Raw genomic sequence first — 21,581 nt, forward strand, 5'->3', positions numbered from 1 at the left:
CTCCCTACACGGGGCAGACCACGGGCACACCGGCGTCGTCTAGGACGCGGGCGCGGAAGCCGTACACGTCTTCGAGCAGGTCGGGAGTGAGCACCGCATGGGGTGTGTCTTGGCCGACGAGGCGGCCGGCCTTGAGCACGAGTAGCTCGTCGCAGTAGCGGGCGGCGAGGTTGAGGTCGTGGATGGCCACCAGCGCCACCCGGTCGGTCCCGCGGACCTCGTCGCAGATGAGCTGGAGCAGTTCGACTTGGTGGCGTAGGTCGAGGGCGGACGTGGGTTCGTCGAGAAGCATGACGCTCGGCTCGCGCACCAGCATCTGCGCAACAGCGACGAGCTGGCGCTGACCACCCGACATGTCCGAGACCAGCCGGTCGGACAGATGCGTGATACCCAAACGGTGCATGACATCGGCGGTGCGCTCCAGCGGATCCCACCCGTCGACGCCGCGGCGGCGGGCGGAGACCATGACCGATTCGAACGCGGTCAGCGTGGCGCTGCTCAACAGGTCCTGCGGCACATAGCCGATCGCCTCCACGCGGTCCCTGCCGGTGAGCTCCGTGCCGCCCTTGCTGATGGTCACCGACCCCGCCGTCGGCTTTTTAATCCCGGCGATGGCTTTGACCAGCGTCGACTTGCCGGCGGCATTGGGGCCGATCAGGCCGACGACCGTCCCGCCCTCGAGCGGGCCGAACGACAACGAGTGCACGATGGTGGACCGTCCGTAGGAAACGGAGAGGTTCTGCGCGCTAACAGTCATGGTTTTAGGCCCCCTTCCGGCGGGCACGGGTGAAGATGAGGAACACGAAAAACGGCACGCCGACCAGCGAGGTGATGATGCCGATCGGGATGGCCAGGCCGGGGATGATAGACAGCGACACGGCGTACGCCAGGCTCAGCAGCATCGCGCCCGCGGCGGCCGCGGCGGGGAGGAAAAACTTCTGGTCCTCGCCCACGAGCATGCGCGCCACGTGGGGTCCGACGAGCCCGATGAACCCGATGATGCCGGTAAACGCCACAGACGCGGCCGCCAAAAACGATGCGACGAGCAGGGTGGCAAGGCGCAGGCGTTTGACGTCGATGCCGAGGGCGGCGGCGCGGTCGTCGCCAAGCCGCAGCGCGGTCAGGCGCCACGCGTTGGCCACGCAGAACGGGATCGCCGCAGCGAGGACAACAGCGAGGATGATGTTCGCTGTCCAATTTGCGCGCTGCATCGACCCCATAGTCCAGAAGACGATCTGCTGTAGCGCCTCGACGTTGGCGCCGTACTGCAGCAGCGACAGCAAGGCCTGGAAGAAGAAGGACAGTGCGATGCCGAGCAGGATCATCGACTCGGCCGTGGCACCGCGCCACACTGAAGCGCCCGCCACAATCGCCACGGCGATCAGCGCCGCCAGCGCGGCGGTGGCGGCGAGGTTGAACTGCGGGTTGGCCACCAGCGACCAGCCCATCACGATGGACAGCGCGGCGCCGAACGCCGCTGCGGCCGAGATACCGAGGGTGAACGGCTCCGCCAGCGGGTTGTCCAAAATCGTCTGCATCTGGCCGCCCGCAAGCCCCAGCGCGGCACCGCACAGCACCGCCATCACCGCGGCCGGCAGGCGCAGCGTGCGAATCACCACCAGGGTCTGCTCGTCCACCCGCTCCGGGCGGAACACCGCGTTAAACACGTCGGCCGCAGCGATGTCGATCGGGCCGACCACAACGGCAAACAGGAAGCTCACCACTACCGCGACCAGCAGGCCGGCAATGGCGAAGGACTTCTTCCGCCCGCGCTTGAGGTAGCTGTCAATCGCGGTCTGGCGGGCGTCCTCAGCCACGTCAGGTTTCGCGGGCACGTGCGTGGTCATGCCCTAGATCGCCTCCGGGTGTGCTGGGTCGGCGAAGAACACGCCGCTGTACTCGAACGGCAGCCATTCCTTGTGGAAGTCCTTGAAGTCCTGCGCGGGGTCCAGGTCCGCGAACTCCTCCGGGTGCAGCCACTTCGCAAACGCTTCGAGGGCGAACACGTTGAAGGGGTTGTCGTAGAACTGGTGGTAGATGGCGAAGTAGTTGCCTTCCTTTGGTGCGTCGAGAAGCTCCATGCCCGGCTGCTGCAGCGGGCCTTCGCACGTTTCGAGCACGAGGTCGGGGTTGGACTGGTAGCCCAGCTCAACGTGGCGGAAGGTGTCTGCCTTGTTCGGGTCGCGCGCCCACTCGCCGCCGGTGACGATGAGCTTGTCGGGATTGAGCTCGACCAGCTTCTCCGGGGTGATGGTCTTCGTCTCCGGGCCGAGCACCTCGGGGCCCAAGTTGTGCCCGCCAGCTGCCGTGATCAGGGTGCCCAAGTGCACATCTCCGGCGACGGCGCAGCAATCGCTGAACCCGGCGGCCGTCCACAGCAACACATCCGGCTTATCAGTGATCTTCGCCGCCCGGTCAGTGATCTCCTTGACCTTGGCCTGGTAGAACTCGTTGTACTTCTGCGCACGCTCGCTCTGGCCGAGCAGGTCGCCCAGCAGCTGCATGGACACCGTGGTGTTTTCCAGCGGCTTCTGGCGGAAATCGATGAACGCGTAGGTGATGCCGGCCGCGTCCAAATCGGAGATGAAGCCGCTTTCTTCCACGGACTTCTTCTGGTCCAGCGTCATGATCACCACGTCCGGCTTCTGCGCCAGCAGGTTCTCCACGGTGACGTCGCCCTTCTGGATCATGCCGATCTCCGGCATGTCCTTCGCTTCTGGCTGCATCTCGAAGAGTTTCTCGCGGAACGCCCCGGCCGCCTTTTCCAAGTCCTGGCCGTAGGCGACGACGTTGTCCAGCGGATTGTCCTGCAGCAGGGCAGTGGCGTACGCCGCGCGGCCCTCCGCCAGCACGATGCGCTCCGGCAGTTCGTCGAACTGGAGCGTGCGGCCGGCGGCATCGGTGACGGTGACCGCGCCCTCGGCGGATCGGGTCTGAGTTCTGGCAGCGGTGCCGCCCGCCTCTGTGCTGACTTCGGCGCTGACCTCAGTGCCGGTTTCGTTGCCGGCAGTGGGGGCCGTCTCGCCGCTCGAGCAGGCGACCAGTCCGCAGACGGTGGCAAGTGAGACGGCGAGGGTGCCGATCCGGTGTGAACGTTTCACTACGTTTCCCTTCGTTAGGTGACGTTAGCCTAAGCTAAATTGCAGGAACTATGGCGACACTAAGGTAAGCCTAAGTTGAGTGTCAACTGTCACGGGGGGAGCAGTGGGGCTAAGCGCTTTTGCCCTTCTTCCCAGACCCAGACTTCCCACCACCGGAGGACCGCTTATCCAGCGACGCCTTCAGCGCGGACATCAGGTCCACCACGTTGTCGTCGTCCTCGGAACCGGAACCGTCCTCCGAACCATCCGAACCGAACGTCGCCTCGGTGTCCAGGGTCTCGCCCTGCTCGAACTTCGCGTCGATGAGTTTGCGCAGCTCGGCCTGGTAGTCGTCTTCGAACTCTTCGGGCGTGAAGTCGGAGGCGTAGGACTCCACGAGCTGCTTGGATAGCTTCAGCTCTTTCTCGCCGATCTTCGCGCGGGACTTGGTGCCTTTGAATTCGTCGTCGAAGTCGAGCTCGCGCACCTCGTCGGCCCACATCAGGCCCTGCAGCACGATGACCTTGTTCACCACCCGCAGCACGCCCAACCTGGTTTTTTGTCGCAGGGCGAAGCGCACCACGGCGATCAGCTCCGAATCCAGCAGGGTCTGCCGCAGCAGCAGATACGACTTCGGCGTTTTGCCCTCGGGCGCCAGGTAGTAGGACTTCTCCAGCATCAGCGGATCGATCTGGTCGGCGGGGACGAACTGCACGACTTCGATTTCGTCGTTGTCTGCTTCGGGCAGGGAGTCGAAGTCTTCGTCGGTGAGCACAACGGTGTCGCCGTCTTCCTCAAACGCCTTGTCGATGTGCTTGTACTCCACCTTTTCGCCGCAGACCTCGCAGCGCCGCTCGTAGCGGATTCGCCCGCCGTCTTTGTCGTGGACTTGGTGGAACGACAAGTCGTGGTCCTCGGTCGCCCCGTACGCCTTGACGGGGACGTTGACAAGGCCAAATGTGACGGAACCTGTCCATACTGCGCGCATGCGCCTCACTCTACGCACGCCTCTACAGTGGGGCCATGGCGAACGACCAGAGGGTCCGCGTCGGCGGCCGCGAGCTCACCGTGAGCAACCTGGACAAGGTGCTCTACCCGGCCACCGGCACGACAAAGGCCGATGTCATGCGCTACTACCAGGCGGTCGCCGACGTACTCGTCCCGCAGGTCAGGAGGCGTCCGGTGACCAGGAAGAGGTGGCCCGAAGGCGTCGATAAGCAAAGCTTCTTCCGCAAAGACCTCGAGGGTTCCGCGCCCGCGTGGGTGCCCACCGGCACCATCCAGCACACCACGAGCGTCAACGCGTATCCGCTTATCGACGGCTCCGCCACCCTCGCGTGGCTTTCCCAAGTCGCGGCACTCGAGCTGCACACCCCGCAGTGGCGCTTCGGCGCGGACGGCAAACCGCAAAACCCCGACCGGCTGGTGCTGGACCTCGACCCGGGCCCCGGCGTCGAATTACACGACACCGCCGAGGTGGCGCTGATGTGCCGCGAAATCCTCGAAGACATGGGACTGACCTGCGTGCCGGTGACCTCCGGGTCCAAAGGCATCCACCTGTACGCGGGCCTGGACGGCACCAGCGATGCCATTGCTGTGACCAACGTGGCCAAAACCCTTGCGCAGCACCTGCAGCGCGCGCACCCGGACAGCATCACCGCCGTCATGGCGAAGGCCGAGCGCAAGGGGCGCGTGTTCATCGACTGGAGCCAGAACAACGGGAAGAAAACCACCGTCAGCCCGTACTCGCTGCGCGGGCGCGAGCGCCCCACCGTGGCGGCGCCGCGCACGTGGGAGGAGATCGCGGACCCGGCGCTGCGGCAGCTGGAGCTCGACGAGGTCATCGCGCGGGTGGAGGACGGGCTCGACCCGATCGCCGACCTCGGCGCAGCGGGGGAGGACCGGCTGGCCACCTACCGCTCCATGCGCGACAAGAGCAAAACCGGCGAGCCCGTTCCCGACGCCGCGCCCGCCCCGCGCGCGGGTGAGCCGATCTTCGTCATCGGCGAGCACGACGCCTCCCACCTGCACTGGGATTTCCGCTTGGAGCACGACGGGGTGCTCGTCTCCTGGGCGGTACCGAAGGGCCCGCCGCTGGAAACGGACGTCAACCGCCTCGCCGTGCAGACCGAGGACCACCCGATCGAATACGCCGAGTTCGAGGGCACCATCCCGAAGGACCAGTACGGCGCGGGCACAGTGAAAATCTGGGACATCGGCACCTGCGAGATTGAAAAGTGGCGCGACCGCGAAATCATCGCCGTCCTCCGCGGACGCGACGGCGGCGGTTTGGGCGGCATCCCGCGCCGCTTCGCGCTGATCCGCACAGACGAGACAAACTGGCTGCTCAAGCTCACCCGCAGCCAGCCCAGCGCCGCGCCCGTGCTGGCGCCGATGCTGCCCACCGCCGCCACCCGCGGCGACATCACCCTCGAGCACAAAGACGGCGCCGAATTCGCCTACGAAATGAAGTGGGACGGCTACCGCATCCTCGCGGACGTCGGCGACGCGGTCCGCCTGCGCAGCCGCAGCGGCAAGGACTACACGCACCTCTTCCCTTACACCGACGAGCTCGCACGATTGCTTGTCGACGGCGGCCGCGTCGACGGCGAACTCGTCGCCCTCGACGAAGACGGCAGGCCAGACTTCTCCGCCCTGCACCACGCCGACCAACACGGCACGAACGCAAACCTGCGCTACATGGTCTTCGACCTGCTGCGCCTGGCCGGGCGCGACCTCACCCATGAGCCCTGGCGCACCCGCCGCGAGCTGCTCGAGCGTCTCGACGAAACCGAGCACGTGGTCATCCCGCCCGCGTACACCGGCTCTTTCGACACCGCGTGGCGCGCCGCCGAGGAGCTCGGTCTGGAGGGCGTGGTAGCCAAGCGCACCGACGCCGCCTACGCGCCGGGGGAGCGCTCGCGGGCGTGGCTGAAGGTCAAGCGCGCCCTGCACCAGGAAGTGGTGGTCGTGGGCGTGCGCACCGGCAAGCGTGGCATCGCCTCGCTGCTGGTCGCGGTGCCGGACGATACCGGCGAGCTGCGCTACGCGGGACGAGTGGGCACCGGCTTTTCCAACGCCCAGCTCGCCGAGATCCGCCGCAAGCTGCGCCGCGCTGAGCGGAAAACCCCGCCCATCGACATCCCCGCCTCCGACGCGAAAGACGCCTGGTGGGTGACCCCGAAGTTCGTCGCCGAGGTGCAGCTCGCGGGCGCGACCGCGGATAGGAAAGTGCGCCAGGCATCATGGAGGGGTTGGCGCGAGGACAAGGACCCCGGCCAGGTCCGCTGGGAAGTATAAGGAGCAATCGGTGTCGCCCGAGAACATTCTGCTGCGCCTTCCCGAGGCAGAGGAGCAGGCCGTGCGCGCGATCTACGCCGAGCTCGCCGAGCGTGGCTTTCCGCAGCAGCACCAGCGCCCGCACATCTCCGTCACTTTCGCGCCCGCCATGCACCGCCGCGCCATCGCCGCGGCGAGCGACCTTTTGCCGCCCGTGTTGCCTGCAGCTTTACGCCGTTCCGGTGTCGCCATCTTCGGCACCAAGTCCAAGCAGACCGTGGCCTGGCTGCTCGAGGCACCGGAGGATCTCGAGCGCGCGGCCCGTGCCGTCAGCGCCGCGAACCCGGAGGGCCGCGGCGAGCGCTGGATCCCGCACCTGACCATGGGGCTGCGCCTGCCCAAACGCATCGTCCCGGACTACATCGCCGCGCTGCAGGAGGTCACCTCGCCGCACTTCAAGGAGCTCACCGCGCAGCGGGCGGTGTTCTACCAGCCGAGTTTGGGCACTGAATTCGAGTTCTAGTCGTGGACGGGCGAAGCGCCGTCGATAGGCAATTGTGTGCCGGGGAGCGGGTTGTCGGACGCGGCGACGACGACGTTGCCGTAACCGCGGCCCGCATATCTGACCGCGGTGTGGTCGAAGACCTGCTGTAGCCCGGCAAGCGTGGAGCGGGTGCGCGGCAGGCCGGCCACATCGCCGACGTTGGCCACGAACAACCCGCCTGGCGTGAGCGCGCGGTGCGCGGCCCGGTAGAACTCCACCGTGGTCAGCGGGCGGGGAGTGTCGGGGCCGGCGAAGACGTCGCGCACGATCACGTCCACCGACCCCGGCGCGAGCGCGTGGGTGAACGCGCGGGCTTCCGCCACCGCGATCTCCACGGGCGGGTCGAACGCCTCGCGCACCAGGCGCGCCAGCCCGCGGTCCAGCTCGACCGCGATGTTGCGGCTGTCCCACCGGTGCTGCACGTAGCTGGGCAGCGCGCAGCCGGCCGCGCCCAAGTGCACCGCGGCAAACGGCTCCGGCAGGTCCGCGGCCTCGATGAAGTCCGCGATCCACTCCATGTAGTCGTAGCTAAGCACCTCCGGCGCGCCGGGCACGACGTACGATGACGGCACCTGGTTGACCTCCAACACGTATGCGCCGTCGCGGTCCGGGTCCGCAACGATGGTGGCGGTGCCGGTGTCGATGGGGTAAGTGCCCTCGATGCGTTTCTTCGGCGCGCGCGGTTTCCGCCTCCGGTTGGACATGGGAGTATGCATACCTGTTGTGTGGCCGGTATCGCACCCGGAACCGCCGCTGGGGGTAGGCGGGGTTGGTAGAATCGTCATATGGTGTATTTGTCGCAGGACTATATCAGTGAGCTGCCGAAGTCGCACGCCTCGCTTTCAGAGGTCGACTTGAGCCCACTTCCTCGCGACCCCAACGAACTCTTCGCCCAGTGGTTCAAAGATGCGGTGGAACACAACGTGGGAGACCCCACGGCAGTCACTATAGCCACTGTGGACGAGAAATCCCGGCCTGATGCGCGCATCGTCGACATCATTTCTCTCGACGAGAAAGGCTTCCACTTCGGCACCGCGACCCGTACGGCCAAAGTTGAGCAGCTCGAAAAGACTGATTTGGCGTCGCTGGTATTTTGGTGGCAGCCGCTGCGACGGGCGGTGCGCGTGCGTGGCACAACGTCGCGCGATTTCGGCGGCGAGCGGCTCAACGTGTGGTGCGTCAAGCCTTATCATTTCGAGTTCACCTATATCTGGGACGACCGGATGCACTCAGATCGGGTGATTTACAACATCGATGAATTCGGTGAGTGGGAACGCATCCGCATCCAACTCTGAGGCCGCTAAAATGCTGTCCTAATCGTTCCAAGACTTTGTCCGCGCGAAGAAACACGCGGCGACGGCGCCGGCGGCGATGACGGCGCACGGCAGCCAGATCGAGTTGCCCATCGCCAGCGCGAACGGCTCGTGCAGCGCCTCCGGGAGCGGGCCCGTGGTCTGGCCAGTGTTGGCCATGTTGCCGGCGCCGGTGCCGTCGCCAAGCTTTGCGGCGAGCTGCGCCGACATCATCGCCGCGATCGCCGCCGAGCCGATCACCGCGCCGATCTGGCGGGTGGTGTTGTACACGCTCGAGCCGGCGCCGGCCAGGCGCGGGTCCAGGTTGCGGGTGGCGATCATGGACAGCGGGCCCCACATCAGGGAGTTGGCCACGCCGTAGACCACAGCGACGGCGTACATCCAGCGCGGGTCCACTGCCGGGGTGGTGATCAGCGCGGAGGCGCCCATGGACGCCGCCGCCAGGGTCAGGCCGGTGATCGCGAAGGGCTTCGGGTCGTGCGTGTTGGTCAGCTTGCCGACCCACGGCGACAGCAGCCCGGAGATCACGCCCGACGGCAGAACTAGCAGCGCCGCCTCGGTGGGGGTGAAGCCCTGCACCGTCTGCACGTAGATCATCCACGGGATGATGTAGGTGGAGATGGCAAAACCCACCGTGGAGATGGTGGCGCCGGCGAGCGAAAAGTTGCGGTCGCTGAACAGCGCCAACGGCACCAGCGCGCTGTCGCCCTGCCGGGCCTGCCAGCGGAAGAACAGCACCATCGTGGCCGCCCCGAAGAGCACCAGCGCCCACACGCGCCAGTCCCAGTTGAAGTTCTCCGCCTCCTGGATGCCAAAGACCAGGCAGAACATGCTCACGGTGCTTAGGCCCACGCCCACCCAGTCGAAGTGCCGGTTCGTCTTTTCCAGGCGCGGCACGTAGATCCAGGCCAACACCAGGCCGAGTACACCGACGGGGACGTTGACGAAGAAGATCCAGGGCCAACCGGAGGCGTCGACAAGCACACCGCCCAACAGTGGACCCGTGACGGTTGCAAGGCCCGCCGTGGCGCCCCATACGCCCATCGCGCCGCCGCGCTCCTTCGGCGAGAAGGTGCGGATCATCACCGACATCGTCTGCGGGGTGACCATCGCCCCGCCCAAGCCCTGGAACGCGCGGGCCGCGATCAGCGCGGCCGACGACGACGCCAACCCGCACGCCAGCGACGACGCGGTAAACAGGGCTAGGCCGATCAGGTAGATGGTGCGGGGGCCGAAGCGGTCGCCGAGGCGGCCGGTGATCAGCAGCGGCACCGCGTACGCCAAAAGGTACGCGGAGTTTACCCAGATGACCTCGTTGTACGAGGCGCCGAGGCCCTCCGAGATTGCGGGGATAGCCACCGAAACGATGGTGGAATCCACCAGGATCATGAAAAATCCCAGCATCATCGACCATAAGGCCGGCCACGGAGAACGAGTTGAGGTTTCCTGCACCGGGGAGATGATACTGGGCTTTGCTGGGCGTGAACGGAAGGCCTAGATCGGCAGCATCTGCTGGATCGGCTCCGGCAACATGTCCCGGTACATCGGCAGCGTCGCTGCACCGATGACGCCGATGCCGGCGAGCACACCGAGGATGATGCCGACGGTGCGAAGCGTGCTCAGCGCGTTGCTGTCCTCCGATGACATGAACAGATCCGGCTTGTCGTTGACCAAGTTGTCCTCGGCCTCCATGTCCGGGGTCGCCCCAGAGCCCTGCTTGACGGCCGTGACCTCCGGCTCCTCGCGCACCTCGTCCGCGTCGATGCCGTAGACCTCGTCCAGTCCCTTCACGTTGAACTGCGTGGCGGTGTAGCGGCTGTTGTCGGAGGTCTTCCACTGCGAGACGACAATGTCCATGTCGTCCAGGTGCGAGCCCGGCACGATGTAGCCGCCGTAGGGCTGCGACCAGTTCAGCGGGGTCTGCTCGTTGTCCCAGGACCCGTTCCGCGCGATCTTGGCCACGCGCACGTTGTCCCAGTTGCGCCCCAGGGTCTCGGAGATGCGCACCTCGACGTCCTGCGAGTCCTCGTTGAACATGACCAGGACCCAGTGGCCGTCGATGTAGCGCAGGCACATCTCGCCAGCCTTCACGTTGTTCTTCAGGATCGGCTCGGCGTGGTTGGACCAGTCGTCGATCTGGGCGCTGTAGCCCTCCCAGTTGCCCGGTTTGTCAATGTCTTCCGGCTTGAAGCGCCACAGGTACACGGGCGATTCGCGGCCGAACTTGGTGGAGGTGGCGTAGATGTAGCCGTCCGGACCATTGTCCCAGCTGATCAGCTGCGTCATACCGCGCATGTGGTTGCCGGGGGTGGAGCTGATTTCCTTCCAGGTTTTGCCGCCGTCGTCGGACTTCCACACGTTGGAGGAGACGACGGTGCCGAAGGGGGCATGGAACGTGCCGTGCAGGTACAGCGTGCCGTCGACGTTGATCACGTCGGATGGGATCAGGGTGCTGTCGTTGATGCGGTGGTACGAGATCATGTCGCTGACCTCGGAGGTGTTGTCGATGGGGCGGAGGATCTTGATAAAGCCGTCCTCGTCCATCTTGGCCACCACGCCGACGGGGCTCATCCACCCTTGGCCGAAGTTGCCGCGGAAGGAGTCGCCGAAGATCATGGCGAACTCGCCGTTGCCCATCGGCGCCATTGCGCCCAGGTCGCCGGAGCGGAAACCGGTGTGGGCGGAGTATTTGCCCAGCACGTCGTCCATGACCTGGATGGTGGTGCCGTTGGGGAGACGCAGCGGCTTCGACGCGGTCTTCTTCGGCGGCTCCACGGGCACCCAGGGCTTCTTGTCGCGCTTCTTCTTCGCGGGGGTGCCAGAGGAGGAAGACAGGCTGGACACGCTCGACTCTGCGTGGGCCTGGGGCACCGCCACGGCGGACAGTGCGAGGGCGCTAGCCACACCAGCGCTGATAAGGATCTTCGGGGTTGTCTGGGTGCGCATGAGGCTCGCCTTTTCTACAGATGTTGGTTAGACATTTCAGAACCATCGAGCACTCTAGCACCTGAAACGGCGCTGAGGAGGCGTTCGGAAAAGCCCGGAAACAACACGTTCGTTTCCGGGCTGTGACCTGCGTTGCGTCTAGACCGCGTCGGTCTCCTGCGGGTCGTTGTCGGCGTCCGCCTTCGTCTCGTGGCGGGTGCCGGGGGCGTGCTCCGGCGGGGCGTAGATGGAGTACAGCTTCGCCGGCGCGTCGGATTCGTTGACGAAGTTGTGCCACTTGCCGGCCGGCACGAATGCGGCCCAGTCGGCCTTGATCACTTCGTCTACTTCGAGGTTGTCCTCGGACGGGCCGATCTGCGCGCGCAGCTCGCCTTCTTCGAGGCGGAGGAACTGGTCGTGGTCGTCGTGGATTTCGGCGCCGATTTCGCCGCCGACCGGGATGGTCATCACGGTCAGCTGCAGGTTCTTGCCGGTCCACAGCGTGTCGCGGAACGCCTCGTTGTCCAGCGTCGCCTTCTCAATGTCCACCACAAACGGGTTCGGTCCCTGGTCGGCCATCATGCCTCCTCGGTTGTCGGAAGTTGTGCACACCTCAGCCTAGGAGCTTTTGCTTATCGACGGTGGCGTCCGCCCCGCCGACGCTTCCTATTTTTCCTCCTGAGCTGGACTTTCTCCACCTCGGTGAGGTAGCCGTCCCGGGTGTTTTGCGCAGCCACGGCGGTCGGCTCCGGCCGCCTCGGGGATTCGGCTTCGGCGGGCTCGTCGACGCGGCCGAACATCTCTGTCGGCGCGGAGAGTTCTTCGGGACGCGCCCCGCCTCCCAGCGAGACGTAGCGGGCCGTGTGCTTCGGCTTGACCTCGTCGGCCGGGTCGGTGGCGAAGTCGCGCTCCACGGTGACGGCCCAGCCGCCGCCGGGGAACTCGATGAGCTGCCACGGCTCCGGGCGCCGCTGCGGCGCGGCACTCAAGGCGGGGATCTGCTCGGTGCCCTCGCCTGGGCTGGCCGCGTCGAGGGCGGCCATGCCGTCGAGTATCACCGCGCGTGCCCAGAGTCCGCCGTTGGGGAACTGTGACAGCCACGCGAGTACGGCCTCACCGTCGGGCTCGGCGATGGCGCCGAGGACTCGGCCGTCGAGGGTGGCCAGCGGAGTGCCGTCGATAGGCACAAGCCCCACGAACCACTGGCCGGGGGAGCGGGCGGAAAGTTCGGCGGCCTCGAATTCGCCGACGGAGGTGTCGATGACCAGCATGTCTCCCGGCAGCAGCACCGCAGCTTCTTCGGGCGCGTTGTTGCGCGGCACCGCGAGCTGCGGCTCCGGCAGGACCACGTGCACGTCGAAACGCCCCGTGTCCTTATTCAGGTTGACCGCGGCCACCGTGGCGGGCTGCAGAAACGACGAGTGGACGCGCTCCACTTCGTCGAAGTGGGCGCGCCACTCGGGCGCGACCTCGCCGAGCACAGGCCCCGGCAGCTCCCCGCCGCTGCGACGGCGCACGCGCCACGAGCGGTTCAGCGGGTTCGCCTCCAACACCACATCGACGTACGTGGTGCCCTTGCGGCCCGCAAAATCGGAGAAGAGGGCGGCCTGCGAGACGTGGTCCACCGGGACTTCCACGCCGGCACCCCACGTCGACGGGGCGAGAGAGTACTGCTTGGCTGCCATGGACAAAATTGTAGGCAGGAGCTAGCGCAGCTTCTTCACCAGCTGCACCACGCCCAGCACAATGAAACCGACGACAAGGCCCGCCACCAGGGAAACGCCGGTCTCCACCAGCCAGCCCAGCGCGCCGCCGCCGACGGCCTCCTGGCCCATGGCGATGACGTCGTGCGGCCAGTGCCAGCCGAAGACCTCGTCGAAGCCACGGATGAGCAGGTGGCCGCCCACCCACAGCATTGCCACGGTGCCGATGATGCCGATGGCGTTGAGCACGTACGGCATGCCCTTGACCAGCGCGCGGCCGGTCTTCGGGGCGTTGCCGCGCTTGATCATGCCGTGGCCGATGTCGTCGATCTTGACCAAAAGCGCCACTGCACCGTAGACGGCGATGGTGATGAAGATCGCCACCGCGATCAGCACGGCGGCTTCCATCCACACCGACTGATCCTTGACCTCATCGAGGGAGATGAACATGATCTCCGTGGACAAAATCAGGTCCGTGCGGATCGCGCTGTTGACCAGCTCGTCTTCGTCCTGGTCGGACTTGTTGGCGGCTTTTTCGGCTTCCTCGTCGTCGTTGGAGGACAGCTTGTGCGCGATCTTCTCCGCGCCCTCGAACGCGAGGTAGGTGCCGCCGAGCATGAGAATCGGGGTCAGCGCCCACGGCGCGAACGCGTTGAGCAGCAGCGCGACCGGCAGGATGAAGACCAGCTTGTTGCGCAGAGAGCCCTTAGTGATGCGCCAAATCATCGGCAGCTCGCGCGCCGGCGTCACGCCTTCGACGTACTGCGGGGCCACCGCGGCATCGTCGATGACCACGCCGGCGGCCTTCGAAGACGTCTTTGCGGTCATGCCGGCAACGTCGTCGATGCTCGCGGCGGCTTGGCGGGCGATCAGGGCGACGTCGTCGAGCAGGGCGAGTAGGCCACCGGCCATGTGGGGGTTCTCCTCGGGAGGTGGGGAAAAGTAACTTGGCCAGTATACGGAAACAGGTGTAACCGGCCTCGCGGCGTGGGGTAAGGATTGCCTAACCTCTGTTAGGGTGGTGGCATGCAGACATCACAGGCCAACGTGAAAACAGCCCGTCCCGAGCGCTACGGCAAACAGCTCGCTTCCCACTTCAGCAGGAAAGTCGAGGCGTCGTGGGACGAGGATGCCAGCGAGGGTGCGATTACATTCCCCGCGCCAGAAGATGCTGGGGAGGGCACCACGTGCAGCCTCGCTGCGGGGGAGGAGGTGCTGCACATGCGTATCGACGGCACGGCCGACGCGGTCGAGCGCTTCGAGCGCGTCGTCGGCACGCATCTGGTGCGTTTCGGTGCCCGCGACGGTCTGGCCGTGCAGTGGCAACGCGGCGACGGGCCTGGGCAAAGCTTCACAGCCTCCGAGCCGGAGCCGCCCAGCCAATGATGTAATATCTTTGCGACAACTGAATGCCCCACACGGGTGCTGCCGCGCAACAACGCGGTGGCTGAGACGCCGAGGATGTTCGGCGAACCGTAGAACCTGATCCGGGTAATGCCGGCGATAGGAAGGAAGATTCGCACATGACTGTGCCCGCAAAGAAGAACTCCTGGCGCGTCGTGGACATCGTCACCGCCGCTGTGCTGGGTGTGGCCTGCGGCCTGCTGTTTTGGGTGTGGAACAGCATTGGCGACGCAGGGTTTAAGGCGCTCGACGCCCTGACTCCGGGCCTGGGCGGTCTGGCTGTGGGTATCTGGCTCATCGGCGGCGTGCTTGGTGGCCTGATCATCCGCAAGCCGGGCGCGGCGCTGTTCGTCGAGGTCGTCGCCGCCTCTGTCTCCGCGGTGCTGGGCAGCCAGTGGGGCCCGGAGACGCTGTACTCCGGCCTCGCGCAGGGCCTGGGCGCGGAGCTGGTCTTCCTCATCTTTGCCTACCGTCGTTTCGGCCTGTCCACGGCGGTGCTTTCCGGTATCGGCGCTGGTGTCGGCGCGTTCATCCTGGAGCTGTTCCTCACGCCGAACCTCGCGATGAGCCTGCAGTTCAACCTCATCTACCTGACCTGCCTGATCATCTCCGGTGCGGTCCTCGCCGGCGTAGTGGCCTACTACCTGGTCAAGGCGCTGGCGCAGACCGGCGCGCTGGACCGCTTCGGCGCAGGCCGCGAGCGCTTCAACACCGCCGCGTAAATGTCGCCGGCCATCCAGGCACGCGGGCTGACCTACCAGCACGCCACGCGCCCGCAGCCCGCGTTTTCCAACGTCGACCTCGACGTCGCGCGCGGGGAGCGGGTGCTCATCACCGGCGATTCGGGCTCGGGCAAGTCCACGCTGCTTGCGGTCATCGCGAAGCTTATCGACGACTCCGAGGACGGCAGCCGCGCCGGCACCTTAGACGTGAACGGGATCGTCGGCATGGTGCTGCAGGACCCGGAATCACAGACAATCCTGTCGCGGGTGGGCGACGACGTCGCCTTCGGCGCCGAGAACCTCGGTGTGCCGCGAGAGGAGATCTGGCCGCGGGTACGGAGCGCCCTCGACGCAGTGGGTCTCGACGTCCCCCTGGATCACCGCACCGCGCACCTGTCCGGCGGGCAGAAGCAGCGCCTGGCGCTGGCGGGCGTAATCGCGATGGGCGCGGACATCCTCATCCTGGACGAACCCACCGCCAACTTGGATCCGCGCGGGCGCGACGAGGTCATCGCCGCGGTGGACCACGTCTGCCAGCTCACCGGCGCCACCTTGATTGTGGTGGAGCACCGCCCGAAGCACTGGGCGCACGTGGTGGACTCCTACTACCGCCTGGACCAGACCGGACTTTCCCGCATCAGCGCGGACGAGCTGCCGGACGCGCCTGAGCTGCCGCCTGCGAAAAGGGTGCCGGCGGGGGTGCCTTCAGCCGTCGCAACGCAGGAGGTGCTCACGCGTTTCGGGCCGCCGCGCACCATGCGCGCGCCGGAGGGGTACTCCACCGTGATCACCGGCGAGAACGGCTCCGGCAAGACCACGCTGGTGCAGGTGCTGGCGGGGCTGACCCCGCCAGAGCGCGGCCAGGTGGAGTACTCGGAGACGATCCGGCAGGGGCTGACTGCACCGTCGATCAAGTGGTCGTCGAAGGATCTGGCCAACCGCATCGGCTACGTGTTCCAGGAACCGGAGCACCAGTTCGTCACCGCCACCGTGCGCGAGGAGATGGCGCTGTCCGGCGCGCCGCAGGAGCACATCGACGACCTGTTGCAGCGCCTGCGCCTGGAACACCTGGTGAACGCCAACCCGTTCACCCTCTCCGGCGGCGAGAAGCGGCGCCTGTCGGTGGCCACCGCGCTGGTCAACGCCCCGCAGCTGCTCATTTTGGACGAGCCCACGTTCGGCCAGGACGACCGCACCTTCGTCGAGCTCGTCGGCCTGATCCGTGAGCTGACGGAGCAGGGCGTGACCGTCATGTCCATCACCCACGATGAGGCGTTCATCGCCTCCCTGGGTGACCACATCGTAAATATCGTCGCCGGAGGCGACCGATGAACCTGCTGCGCGACATCAACCCCGTCACCCGCATCCTCGGCCTGGTGCTTCTGACCACGCCGCTGATGTTCACCATCGACTGGGTCTCCGCCACCTTCGTCCTTGCGTTCACGCTGCTCATGGTGCCTGTTTGCGGGCTGGGCTACGGCCGCTTTTTCAAGCGTGCCCTGCCGATCCTGCTCATCGCGCCGCTGGCGGGCATCCCCATGGCGCTCTACGGCCAGGCGGGCGGGGACACCTACCTCGAGTGGGGCCTGGTGCACGTCACCGAGCTATCCGTGTCACTCGCGTGGGCGGTGATCCTGCGCGTGCTCGCCATCGCGCTGCCGGTGGTGCTGCTGTCTGCGGACGTGGACCCCACCGACTTAGGCGACGGGCTCGCGCAAGTGCTGCACCTGCCGGAACGCTTCGTCATCGGCACCGTCGCGGCACTTCGCATGCTCACCCTGCTTCGCGACGACCTCGACGCCATGCGCCGCTCCCGCCGCGCCCGCGGCATCGCCGACCAGGGAAAAATCAAGTACTGGTTCTCCCTGTCGTTCGGCCTGTTGGTGATGTCGCTGCGCCGCGCCGGCAAGCTCGCCACCGCGATGGAAGCCCGCGGCTTCGGCGGGCCGAACAAGCGCTCCTGGGCGCGCGAATCCAAGCTGCACTCCCGCGACTGGGCGGTCATGGCCGCCTGCCTGGCCGTCGCGCTCGCCGCGCTCGCGCTCGCGTGGGCGACCGGCTACCTGCGCCCGGTGTGGGCGGTGCGATGACGTATACGCTGCTTATCGACGGCCTCTCGGGCTCCGGCAAAACCACCCTCGCCAACCACATCGGCTCCGTACTGGGCATCCAGGTGGTGCACCTGGACGATTTCTACCCCGGCTGGGGCGGGCTTGCCGAGGGCGCCCGCATGGTCGCCGACGACGTCCTCGACCCGGCGACGCCCGGGTTCTGGCGCTGGGACTGGGAACACAACCGGCGCGCGGAGTGGGTGCCGCTCGTGCCCGGCGCGGACCTCGTGGTGGAGGGGGTAGGGGCGGTGACGGAGGCGTCGATAAGCAAGGCGAAAGCGCGCGGGGACGTGGACACGCTGAGGGTTGTCGCGGCCGAAGAGATGCGAAAAGCCCGGGCCCTGAAGCGGGACCCGGGCTACGCACCCTGGTGGGACATGTGGGCCGAGCAGGAAAAACTCCTGCCCGCACTCCCGGTGAACGTGGAGGTTAGGAGGGGGTGACCTCCTCCGGTGTGTACACCGTGCGCACACGCGCGCGCTCCGCGTCCGGATCCGGGATCGGGATCGCCGACAGCAGCGCCTTGGTGTAAGGGTGCTGGGGGTTGTCGAAGACGTCGTCGGTTTCGCCGAACTCCACGAAGTCGCCCTTGTACATCACCGCCACGCGGTCCGACAGGTGGCGCACCACCGACAGGTCGTGGGCCACGAACAGGTAGGACAAGCCGAGTTTGCGCTTGAGCGAATCCAACAGGTTGATCACGCCCGCCTGGATGGACACGTCAAGCGCAGAGACCGGCTCGTCCAGCACGATCACCGACGGGTTCGTCGCAAGGGCGCGGGCGAGGCCGATGCGCTGGCGCTGGCCACCCGAGAAGTGGCCGGGGAAGCGGTCGATCTGCTTCGCGTCCAGCCCCACGGTGCGCATCAGCTCGGAGATGCGGGCGTCCTTGTCGCCCTCGTAGCCGAGTGCGTCCAGCGGCTCCTGGATGATTTCCTTCACCGTCATGCGCGGGTTCAGCGAGCTCATCGGGTCCTGGAAGACCATCTGGATGTTCTTGCGGGCCTCGCGGCGCTGCGCGGTGTTCATCTTTGCCGCGTCCTGGCCGCAGATGACAATGCGCGAATCCGGCTCCGGCTCGAGGTTCATAATCTCCATCAGCGTGGTGGTCTTGCCCGAGCCCGACTCTCCCACGATGGCCATGCACTCGCCGGCGCGCACGTCGAAGGAGAGGTTCTTCACGGCCTCCACGGTGCCGATGCGGCGCTTGACCAACGCGCCTTTTGTCAGCGGGAAGGCGCGGTAGAGGTTCTCTACCTCGAGCGTGATTTCGCGGTCCTCGCGAGGTATGCCCGCGTACTTGTTCTCCGGCAGTTTCGGAGCGGGGAAGAGCGGCTTGCCGTCGATTTTGCCCTCCACGATCTCATCGCGGCGGATGCAGGCGACCAGGTGCTCATCGTCGTCGCCCTTGTCCGGGACCAGGGCCGGCTCCTTGGCCAAGCACTCGTCTACGGCGATGGGGCAGCGGGGGGCGAACTGGCAGCGGTCCGCGACGTCGATAAGCATTGGCGGGTTGCCGTCGATGTACGTCAGCGGCTCGGTGGACGGCTGGTCCACGCGCGGGGTGGAGCCCAACAGGCCCACGGAGTACGGCATTTTCGGGTTGCCAAACAGCTCGTGCACCTCGGCGCGCTCCACCGGGCGGCCGCCGTACATCACTAGCACGTCGTCCGCGGTGCCGGCGACGACACCCATGTCGTGGGTGATCATGATGCAGGCGGCGCCGGTTTCGCGCTGGGCCTTCTTGATCACCTCGAGGATCTGCGCCTGGATGGTCACGTCGAGCGCGGTGGTGGGCTCGTCGGCGATGAGCACCTTCGGGTTGTTCGCGATCGCAATCGCGATGACGACGCGCTGGCGCATGCCGCCGGAAAACTCGTGCGGGAAGGAGCGCAAGCGCTTCTTCGGCTCCGGGATGCCCACCAGATCCAGCAGCTCCGCGGCGCGGTCCATCGCCTTGGACTTGGGGATGCTGTTGTGCGCCTGGATGGCCTCCACCAGCTGGGTGCCGATGTCGTAGACCGGGGTCAGCGCGGACAGCGGGTCCTGGAAGATCATGCCGATGCCGTTGCCGCGGATCTTGGACATCGCGCTATCGGATTTGCCCAGCAGCTCGTCGCCGGCGAACTTCACGGAGCCGGTGACGTTGGCGTACTCGGGGAGCAGCCCCATCACCGCGAGCGAGGTGACGGACTTGCCGGAGCCGGACTCGCCCACGATGCCGAGGGTGCGGCCGGGGTAGAGGTCGAAGTCCACGCCGCGCACCGCCCGCACCACGCCTGCCTCCGACGGGAAGGAGACGTTGAGGTCGCGCACGGAAAGCACCGGGTCGCCCGTCGGTGCCGGGGCCGCGCCGCCGAAGCCTGCGCCGCCGGGGTTGTGGATGCTGGTTGTCATGCTGCGGAACCTCCGGAGTTCGAGTTCGGGTCGAGCGCGTCACGCAGGCCGTCTGCGATAAACGCCATGGACACGGTGAGCAGGGTCAGGATCAGCGCCGGGAAGTAGAACTGCCACGGGGCGGTGATCAGCGTCGACGTGCCCGTTTGCAGCAGCGTGCCCAGGGACACGTCGGGAAGCTTCACGCCCAGGCCGAGGAAGGACAGCGCGGTCTCCGACATGATGGTGGAGACGATGCCCAGCATCAGCTGGATGATCAGCAGCGAGGCGACGTTCGGGATGATGTGGCGCATGATCGTCTTCGGGCGGGAGACACCCATGAACTTCGCGGCGCGCACGTAGTCGTTTTCGCGGATGGACAGCGACAGCGACCAGATCACACGCGCCGAGTACATCCAGCCGAAAGCGATGAGCACGACGGTGAGCACCTTCCAGTCGCCGCCGGAGCCGGAGACCAGCAGGGCGATGATGAGGAAGGTCGGCACTGCCAGAAGGAAGTGGATGACGGCCAGGACAACCTTTTCCACGCTGCCGCCGTAGAGCGCCGCGCCCGCGCCGATGAGCGCGGAGATGATGGTGGTGGCGATCGACGCCGGCACCGCGATCGTCAGCGAGCGGCCCAGGCCGTGGACGACTTGGGCGAAGAGGTCGTTGCCGGAATCCGTCGTGCCGAACCAGTGCTCTGACGACGGCGGCACGGACAGGTTCAAAAAGTCCGGGTCCTGGTAGTTCCACGGGGTGAGGAATTTACCGAAGATGGCGAGCAAGACCAGCAGGAAGAAAATGATCAGGCCGAGGACCGCAGCCTTGTTGCGCATGAAGCGGCGGAAGTAGATTTTCGACTTCCGCGTCGCGCGCATCGTCCGCTGGTCGTCGATGCTGTTGCCCTGCTTCGGGGCGGGCGGAGGAGTGTCGCGCTCCTCGCTTCGCACACCATCAGCCTGGCGGCCGGTCTCGGAGATGGCGGTGAGGTCGTTGAGCGGCATGTTCGCGTGCATGCCCAGGCTGGTCGAGCTGTGCGCGCGGGGATCTTTCAGTTTGCGGGATACGCCGCGGGAGGTGTTCGGTGCCATTTCGGTGCTCCTTAGCTCACGCGCACGCGCGGGTCGAGGGCAACGACGACGAGGTCCGCCAGGATGGCGGAGACGGCCGTCATGGCGGCGCCGAACGCGGCCACGACGACGACCCCGTGGACGTCGTTACGCGCAATGGTTTGGATGAAGTACTGGCCCATGCCCTGCCAGGCGAAGATGCGCTCCGTCATCACGGCGCCGGTGAAGATGCCGGGCACGGAGAACGCCACGGAGGTGGCCACCGGGATCAGCGAGGTGCGCAATGCGTGACGACGCACCGCCTTCGCCTTGGTCAACCCCTTCGCGCGAGCGGTGCGCACGTAGTCCGCGTTCAGGTTATCCAGAAGTAGTGTGCGCTGCATGAAGTGGTAGCCGGCGTACGAGATGATCAACAGTGACAGGGTGGGAAGCACCAGGTGTTGGGCGTAGTCCACCATCTTCGCGCCGAAGCCTTCAACACCGGGGGAGGAGGCGCCGGTGACGTAGAAGATGCGCTTGCCGGTCCACTCGTTGACCTTGAGGCCGAACCACACCACGGCGATCGACGCCACAACCACGTGGATGTTCATGGTGATGATCGAGATGCCCTGCCACATGCGGTCCGCCCGCTTGTACTGGCGCGATGCGGTGTATACGCCGAGCGCGACACCGATGATGATGGACAGCAGGGTCGCGAACAGCGTCAGCTGGGCGGAGACCCAGATGCGGTAAGAGACCTGCTCGTTGACCGAGTCGCCGAGCGGGGATTTGCCCCAGTCCCAGCGTGTGAGGATGCCGGTGAGCCAGGTCCACCAGCGCTCAAGGAGCGGGGTGTTGGGGCTCAGGTTCAACGGCTCGAGCAGAGCGTCGATCTGGTCTTCGGGCAAAGGTGGGCGGCGGCCGAAGTAGTTGGCTCGCGGGTCGAGGAAAAAGCTGGCGAGGAAGTAGGTCAGGTTGGTGGCCAAGAAAACGATCAGGCCCCAACTCAGCGTCTTCCTGAGCAGGTATCGAAACATGTGCGCTCTCAGTTCCGGTGTCAGCGGGTGTGCAG

General features: G+C 66.3%; 21 protein-coding genes. 8 read left to right on the forward strand and 13 right to left on the reverse strand.

The genetic code is table 11. From position 1 onward, the window contains the following. Nucleotides 1-4: 4 nt before the first annotated feature. The 4 genes from ACX1NL_RS04580 to ku form a co-directional block, all read right to left on the reverse strand. Entirely contained in the window at nt 5-757 is a 753-nt protein-coding gene (locus ACX1NL_RS04580) for an ABC transporter ATP-binding protein (RefSeq protein WP_181888141.1), read from the reverse strand. A 4-nt stretch (nt 758-761) separates the two neighbouring features. Continuing rightward, nucleotides 762-1,847: a FecCD family ABC transporter permease gene (locus ACX1NL_RS04585; RefSeq protein WP_239306026.1), complete on the reverse strand. Its 1,086-nt coding sequence runs from the start codon at nt 1,845-1,847 to the stop codon at nt 762-764. A 3-nt stretch (nt 1,848-1,850) separates the two neighbouring features. Next, nucleotides 1,851-3,101 carry an ABC transporter substrate-binding protein gene (locus tag ACX1NL_RS04590; protein WP_239306025.1) on the reverse strand — a complete coding sequence of 417 codons (1,251 nt, stop codon included), beginning with the start codon at nt 3,099-3,101 and terminating at the stop codon, nt 1,851-1,853. 109 nt (nt 3,102-3,210) lie between these two features. Further along, nucleotides 3,211-4,068 carry a non-homologous end joining protein Ku gene (gene ku / locus ACX1NL_RS04595; RefSeq protein WP_239306024.1) on the reverse strand — a complete coding sequence of 286 codons (858 nt, stop codon included), beginning with the start codon at nt 4,066-4,068 and terminating at the stop codon, nt 3,211-3,213. 35 nt (nt 4,069-4,103) lie between these two features. On the opposite strand from ku, the gene ACX1NL_RS04600 reads away from it, so the two are divergent. Then, nucleotides 4,104-6,380 (forward strand): ATP-dependent DNA ligase, encoded by a 2,277-nt coding sequence (locus ACX1NL_RS04600; protein WP_458898724.1) that lies wholly within the window; start codon nt 4,104-4,106, stop codon nt 6,378-6,380. 10 nt (nt 6,381-6,390) lie between these two features. Next, nucleotides 6,391-6,882: a 2'-5' RNA ligase family protein gene (locus ACX1NL_RS04605; RefSeq protein WP_181888145.1), complete on the forward strand. Its 492-nt coding sequence runs from the start codon at nt 6,391-6,393 to the stop codon at nt 6,880-6,882. Here the strand turns inward: ACX1NL_RS04605 and ACX1NL_RS04610 are convergent. After that, on the reverse strand, nt 6,879-7,607 hold the full coding sequence (locus ACX1NL_RS04610) for a spermidine synthase (RefSeq protein ID WP_458898725.1): 729 nt from the start codon (nt 7,605-7,607) through the stop codon (nt 6,879-6,881). The genes ACX1NL_RS04605 and ACX1NL_RS04610 overlap by 4 nt on opposite strands. Before the next feature lie 81 nt (nt 7,608-7,688). Here ACX1NL_RS04610 and ACX1NL_RS04615 point away from each other — a divergent pair, with 81 nt between their 5' ends. After that, nucleotides 7,689-8,198, forward strand: a complete 510-nt coding sequence (locus ACX1NL_RS04615; RefSeq protein ID WP_181888147.1) for a pyridoxamine 5'-phosphate oxidase family protein — start codon at nt 7,689-7,691, stop codon at nt 8,196-8,198. 18 nt (nt 8,199-8,216) lie between these two features. Here ACX1NL_RS04615 and ACX1NL_RS04620 read toward each other — a convergent pair whose 3' ends face one another. The 5 genes from ACX1NL_RS04620 to ACX1NL_RS04640 all read right to left on the reverse strand — a co-directional run bounded on the left by ACX1NL_RS04620 (nt 8,217) and on the right by ACX1NL_RS04640 (nt 13,756). Beyond that, nucleotides 8,217-9,623: a DHA2 family efflux MFS transporter permease subunit gene (locus tag ACX1NL_RS04620; RefSeq protein ID WP_458898726.1), complete on the reverse strand. Its 1,407-nt coding sequence runs from the start codon at nt 9,621-9,623 to the stop codon at nt 8,217-8,219. An 87-nt stretch (nt 9,624-9,710) separates the two neighbouring features. Then, the gene (locus tag ACX1NL_RS04625; protein WP_458898727.1) at nt 9,711-11,162 is read right to left on the reverse strand and encodes a DUF4185 domain-containing protein; all 1,452 of its coding nucleotides are present in this window, start codon (nt 11,160-11,162) and stop codon (nt 9,711-9,713) included. Between the two features lie 138 nt (nt 11,163-11,300). Next, nucleotides 11,301-11,720 (reverse strand): cupin domain-containing protein, encoded by a 420-nt coding sequence (locus tag ACX1NL_RS04630; RefSeq protein WP_269509205.1) that lies wholly within the window; start codon nt 11,718-11,720, stop codon nt 11,301-11,303. A 53-nt stretch (nt 11,721-11,773) separates the two neighbouring features. Beyond that, on the reverse strand, nt 11,774-12,826 hold the full coding sequence (locus ACX1NL_RS04635; protein ID WP_458898728.1) for a hypothetical protein: 1,053 nt from the start codon (nt 12,824-12,826) through the stop codon (nt 11,774-11,776). A gap of 21 nt (nt 12,827-12,847) precedes the next feature. Then, complete coding sequence (locus ACX1NL_RS04640) at nt 12,848-13,756, reverse strand: DUF808 domain-containing protein (protein WP_458898729.1); 909 nt, start codon at nt 13,754-13,756, stop codon at nt 12,848-12,850. Between the two features lie 114 nt (nt 13,757-13,870). On the opposite strand from ACX1NL_RS04640, the gene ACX1NL_RS04645 reads away from it, so the two are divergent. The 5 genes from ACX1NL_RS04645 (at nt 13,871) to ACX1NL_RS04665 (ending at nt 17,524) form a co-directional block, all read left to right on the forward strand. After that, on the forward strand, nt 13,871-14,230 hold the full coding sequence (locus ACX1NL_RS04645; protein WP_181888152.1) for a DUF2218 domain-containing protein: 360 nt from the start codon (nt 13,871-13,873) through the stop codon (nt 14,228-14,230). A gap of 137 nt (nt 14,231-14,367) precedes the next feature. Beyond that, complete coding sequence (locus ACX1NL_RS04650) at nt 14,368-14,970, forward strand: ECF transporter S component (RefSeq protein WP_458898730.1); 603 nt, start codon at nt 14,368-14,370, stop codon at nt 14,968-14,970. Continuing rightward, on the forward strand, nt 14,971-16,302 hold the full coding sequence (locus ACX1NL_RS04655) for an ABC transporter ATP-binding protein (RefSeq protein ID WP_458898731.1): 1,332 nt from the start codon (nt 14,971-14,973) through the stop codon (nt 16,300-16,302). Next, nucleotides 16,299-17,060, forward strand: a complete 762-nt coding sequence (locus tag ACX1NL_RS04660; protein ID WP_392399075.1) for an energy-coupling factor transporter transmembrane component T family protein — start codon at nt 16,299-16,301, stop codon at nt 17,058-17,060. The genes ACX1NL_RS04655 and ACX1NL_RS04660 overlap by 4 nt, the downstream gene beginning before the upstream one ends. After that, the gene (locus tag ACX1NL_RS04665; RefSeq protein ID WP_458898732.1) at nt 17,057-17,524 is read left to right on the forward strand and encodes a hypothetical protein; all 468 of its coding nucleotides are present in this window, start codon (nt 17,057-17,059) and stop codon (nt 17,522-17,524) included. The genes ACX1NL_RS04660 and ACX1NL_RS04665 overlap by 4 nt, the downstream gene beginning before the upstream one ends. On the opposite strand, the gene ACX1NL_RS04670 is transcribed toward ACX1NL_RS04665, so the two are convergent. From ACX1NL_RS04670 to ACX1NL_RS04680, 3 genes are read right to left on the reverse strand one after another with little or no spacing between them, the layout of a single operon-like run. Next, complete coding sequence (locus ACX1NL_RS04670) at nt 17,511-19,478, reverse strand: dipeptide ABC transporter ATP-binding protein (protein ID WP_392399074.1); 1,968 nt, start codon at nt 19,476-19,478, stop codon at nt 17,511-17,513. The two genes, ACX1NL_RS04665 and ACX1NL_RS04670, sit on opposite strands and share 14 nt — an antisense overlap. Further along, entirely contained in the window at nt 19,475-20,551 is a 1,077-nt protein-coding gene (locus ACX1NL_RS04675) for an ABC transporter permease (RefSeq protein ID WP_458898733.1), read from the reverse strand. The genes ACX1NL_RS04670 and ACX1NL_RS04675 overlap by 4 nt, the downstream gene beginning before the upstream one ends. An 11-nt stretch (nt 20,552-20,562) precedes the next feature. Next, nucleotides 20,563-21,546: an ABC transporter permease gene (locus ACX1NL_RS04680; RefSeq protein ID WP_458898734.1), complete on the reverse strand. Its 984-nt coding sequence runs from the start codon at nt 21,544-21,546 to the stop codon at nt 20,563-20,565. Nucleotides 21,547-21,581: the final 35 nt, after the last annotated feature.

This window comes from Corynebacterium sp. CQ3829_602738, assembly GCF_054478435.1.

Excerpts from the sequence above, each read along its gene's own strand:
- ACX1NL_RS04580 (WP_181888141.1), bottom strand. The coding sequence starts at position 757 with ATGACTGTTAGCGCGCAGAACCTCTCCGTTTCCTACGGACGGTCCACC.
- ACX1NL_RS04680 (WP_458898734.1), bottom strand. The coding sequence starts at position 21,546 with ATGTTTCGATACCTGCTCAGGAAGACGCTGAGTTGGGGCCTGATCGTT.
- ACX1NL_RS04585 (WP_239306026.1), bottom strand. The coding sequence starts at position 1,847 with ATGACCACGCACGTGCCCGCGAAACCTGACGTGGCTGAGGACGCCCGC.
- ACX1NL_RS04600 (WP_458898724.1), top strand. The coding sequence starts at position 4,104 with ATGGCGAACGACCAGAGGGTCCGCGTCGGCGGCCGCGAGCTCACCGTG.
- ACX1NL_RS04675 (WP_458898733.1), bottom strand. The coding sequence starts at position 20,551 with ATGGCACCGAACACCTCCCGCGGCGTATCCCGCAAACTGAAAGATCCC.
- ACX1NL_RS04640 (WP_458898729.1), bottom strand. The coding sequence starts at position 13,756 with ATGGCCGGTGGCCTACTCGCCCTGCTCGACGACGTCGCCCTGATCGCC.
- ACX1NL_RS04655 (WP_458898731.1), top strand. The coding sequence starts at position 14,971 with ATGTCGCCGGCCATCCAGGCACGCGGGCTGACCTACCAGCACGCCACG.
- ACX1NL_RS04645 (WP_181888152.1), top strand. The coding sequence starts at position 13,871 with ATGCAGACATCACAGGCCAACGTGAAAACAGCCCGTCCCGAGCGCTAC.
- ACX1NL_RS04625 (WP_458898727.1), bottom strand. The coding sequence starts at position 11,162 with ATGCGCACCCAGACAACCCCGAAGATCCTTATCAGCGCTGGTGTGGCT.
- ACX1NL_RS04620 (WP_458898726.1), bottom strand. The coding sequence starts at position 9,623 with ATGATGCTGGGATTTTTCATGATCCTGGTGGATTCCACCATCGTTTCG.
- ACX1NL_RS04630 (WP_269509205.1), bottom strand. The coding sequence starts at position 11,720 with ATGGCCGACCAGGGACCGAACCCGTTTGTGGTGGACATTGAGAAGGCG.
- ACX1NL_RS04610 (WP_458898725.1), bottom strand. The coding sequence starts at position 7,607 with ATGTCCAACCGGAGGCGGAAACCGCGCGCGCCGAAGAAACGCATCGAG.
- ACX1NL_RS04670 (WP_392399074.1), bottom strand. The coding sequence starts at position 19,478 with ATGACAACCAGCATCCACAACCCCGGCGGCGCAGGCTTCGGCGGCGCG.
- ACX1NL_RS04660 (WP_392399075.1), top strand. The coding sequence starts at position 16,299 with ATGAACCTGCTGCGCGACATCAACCCCGTCACCCGCATCCTCGGCCTG.
- ACX1NL_RS04635 (WP_458898728.1), bottom strand. The coding sequence starts at position 12,826 with ATGGCAGCCAAGCAGTACTCTCTCGCCCCGTCGACGTGGGGTGCCGGC.
- ACX1NL_RS04665 (WP_458898732.1), top strand. The coding sequence starts at position 17,057 with ATGACGTATACGCTGCTTATCGACGGCCTCTCGGGCTCCGGCAAAACC.
- ACX1NL_RS04615 (WP_181888147.1), top strand. The coding sequence starts at position 7,689 with ATGGTGTATTTGTCGCAGGACTATATCAGTGAGCTGCCGAAGTCGCAC.
- ACX1NL_RS04650 (WP_458898730.1), top strand. The coding sequence starts at position 14,368 with ATGACTGTGCCCGCAAAGAAGAACTCCTGGCGCGTCGTGGACATCGTC.
- ku (WP_239306024.1), bottom strand. The coding sequence starts at position 4,068 with ATGCGCGCAGTATGGACAGGTTCCGTCACATTTGGCCTTGTCAACGTC.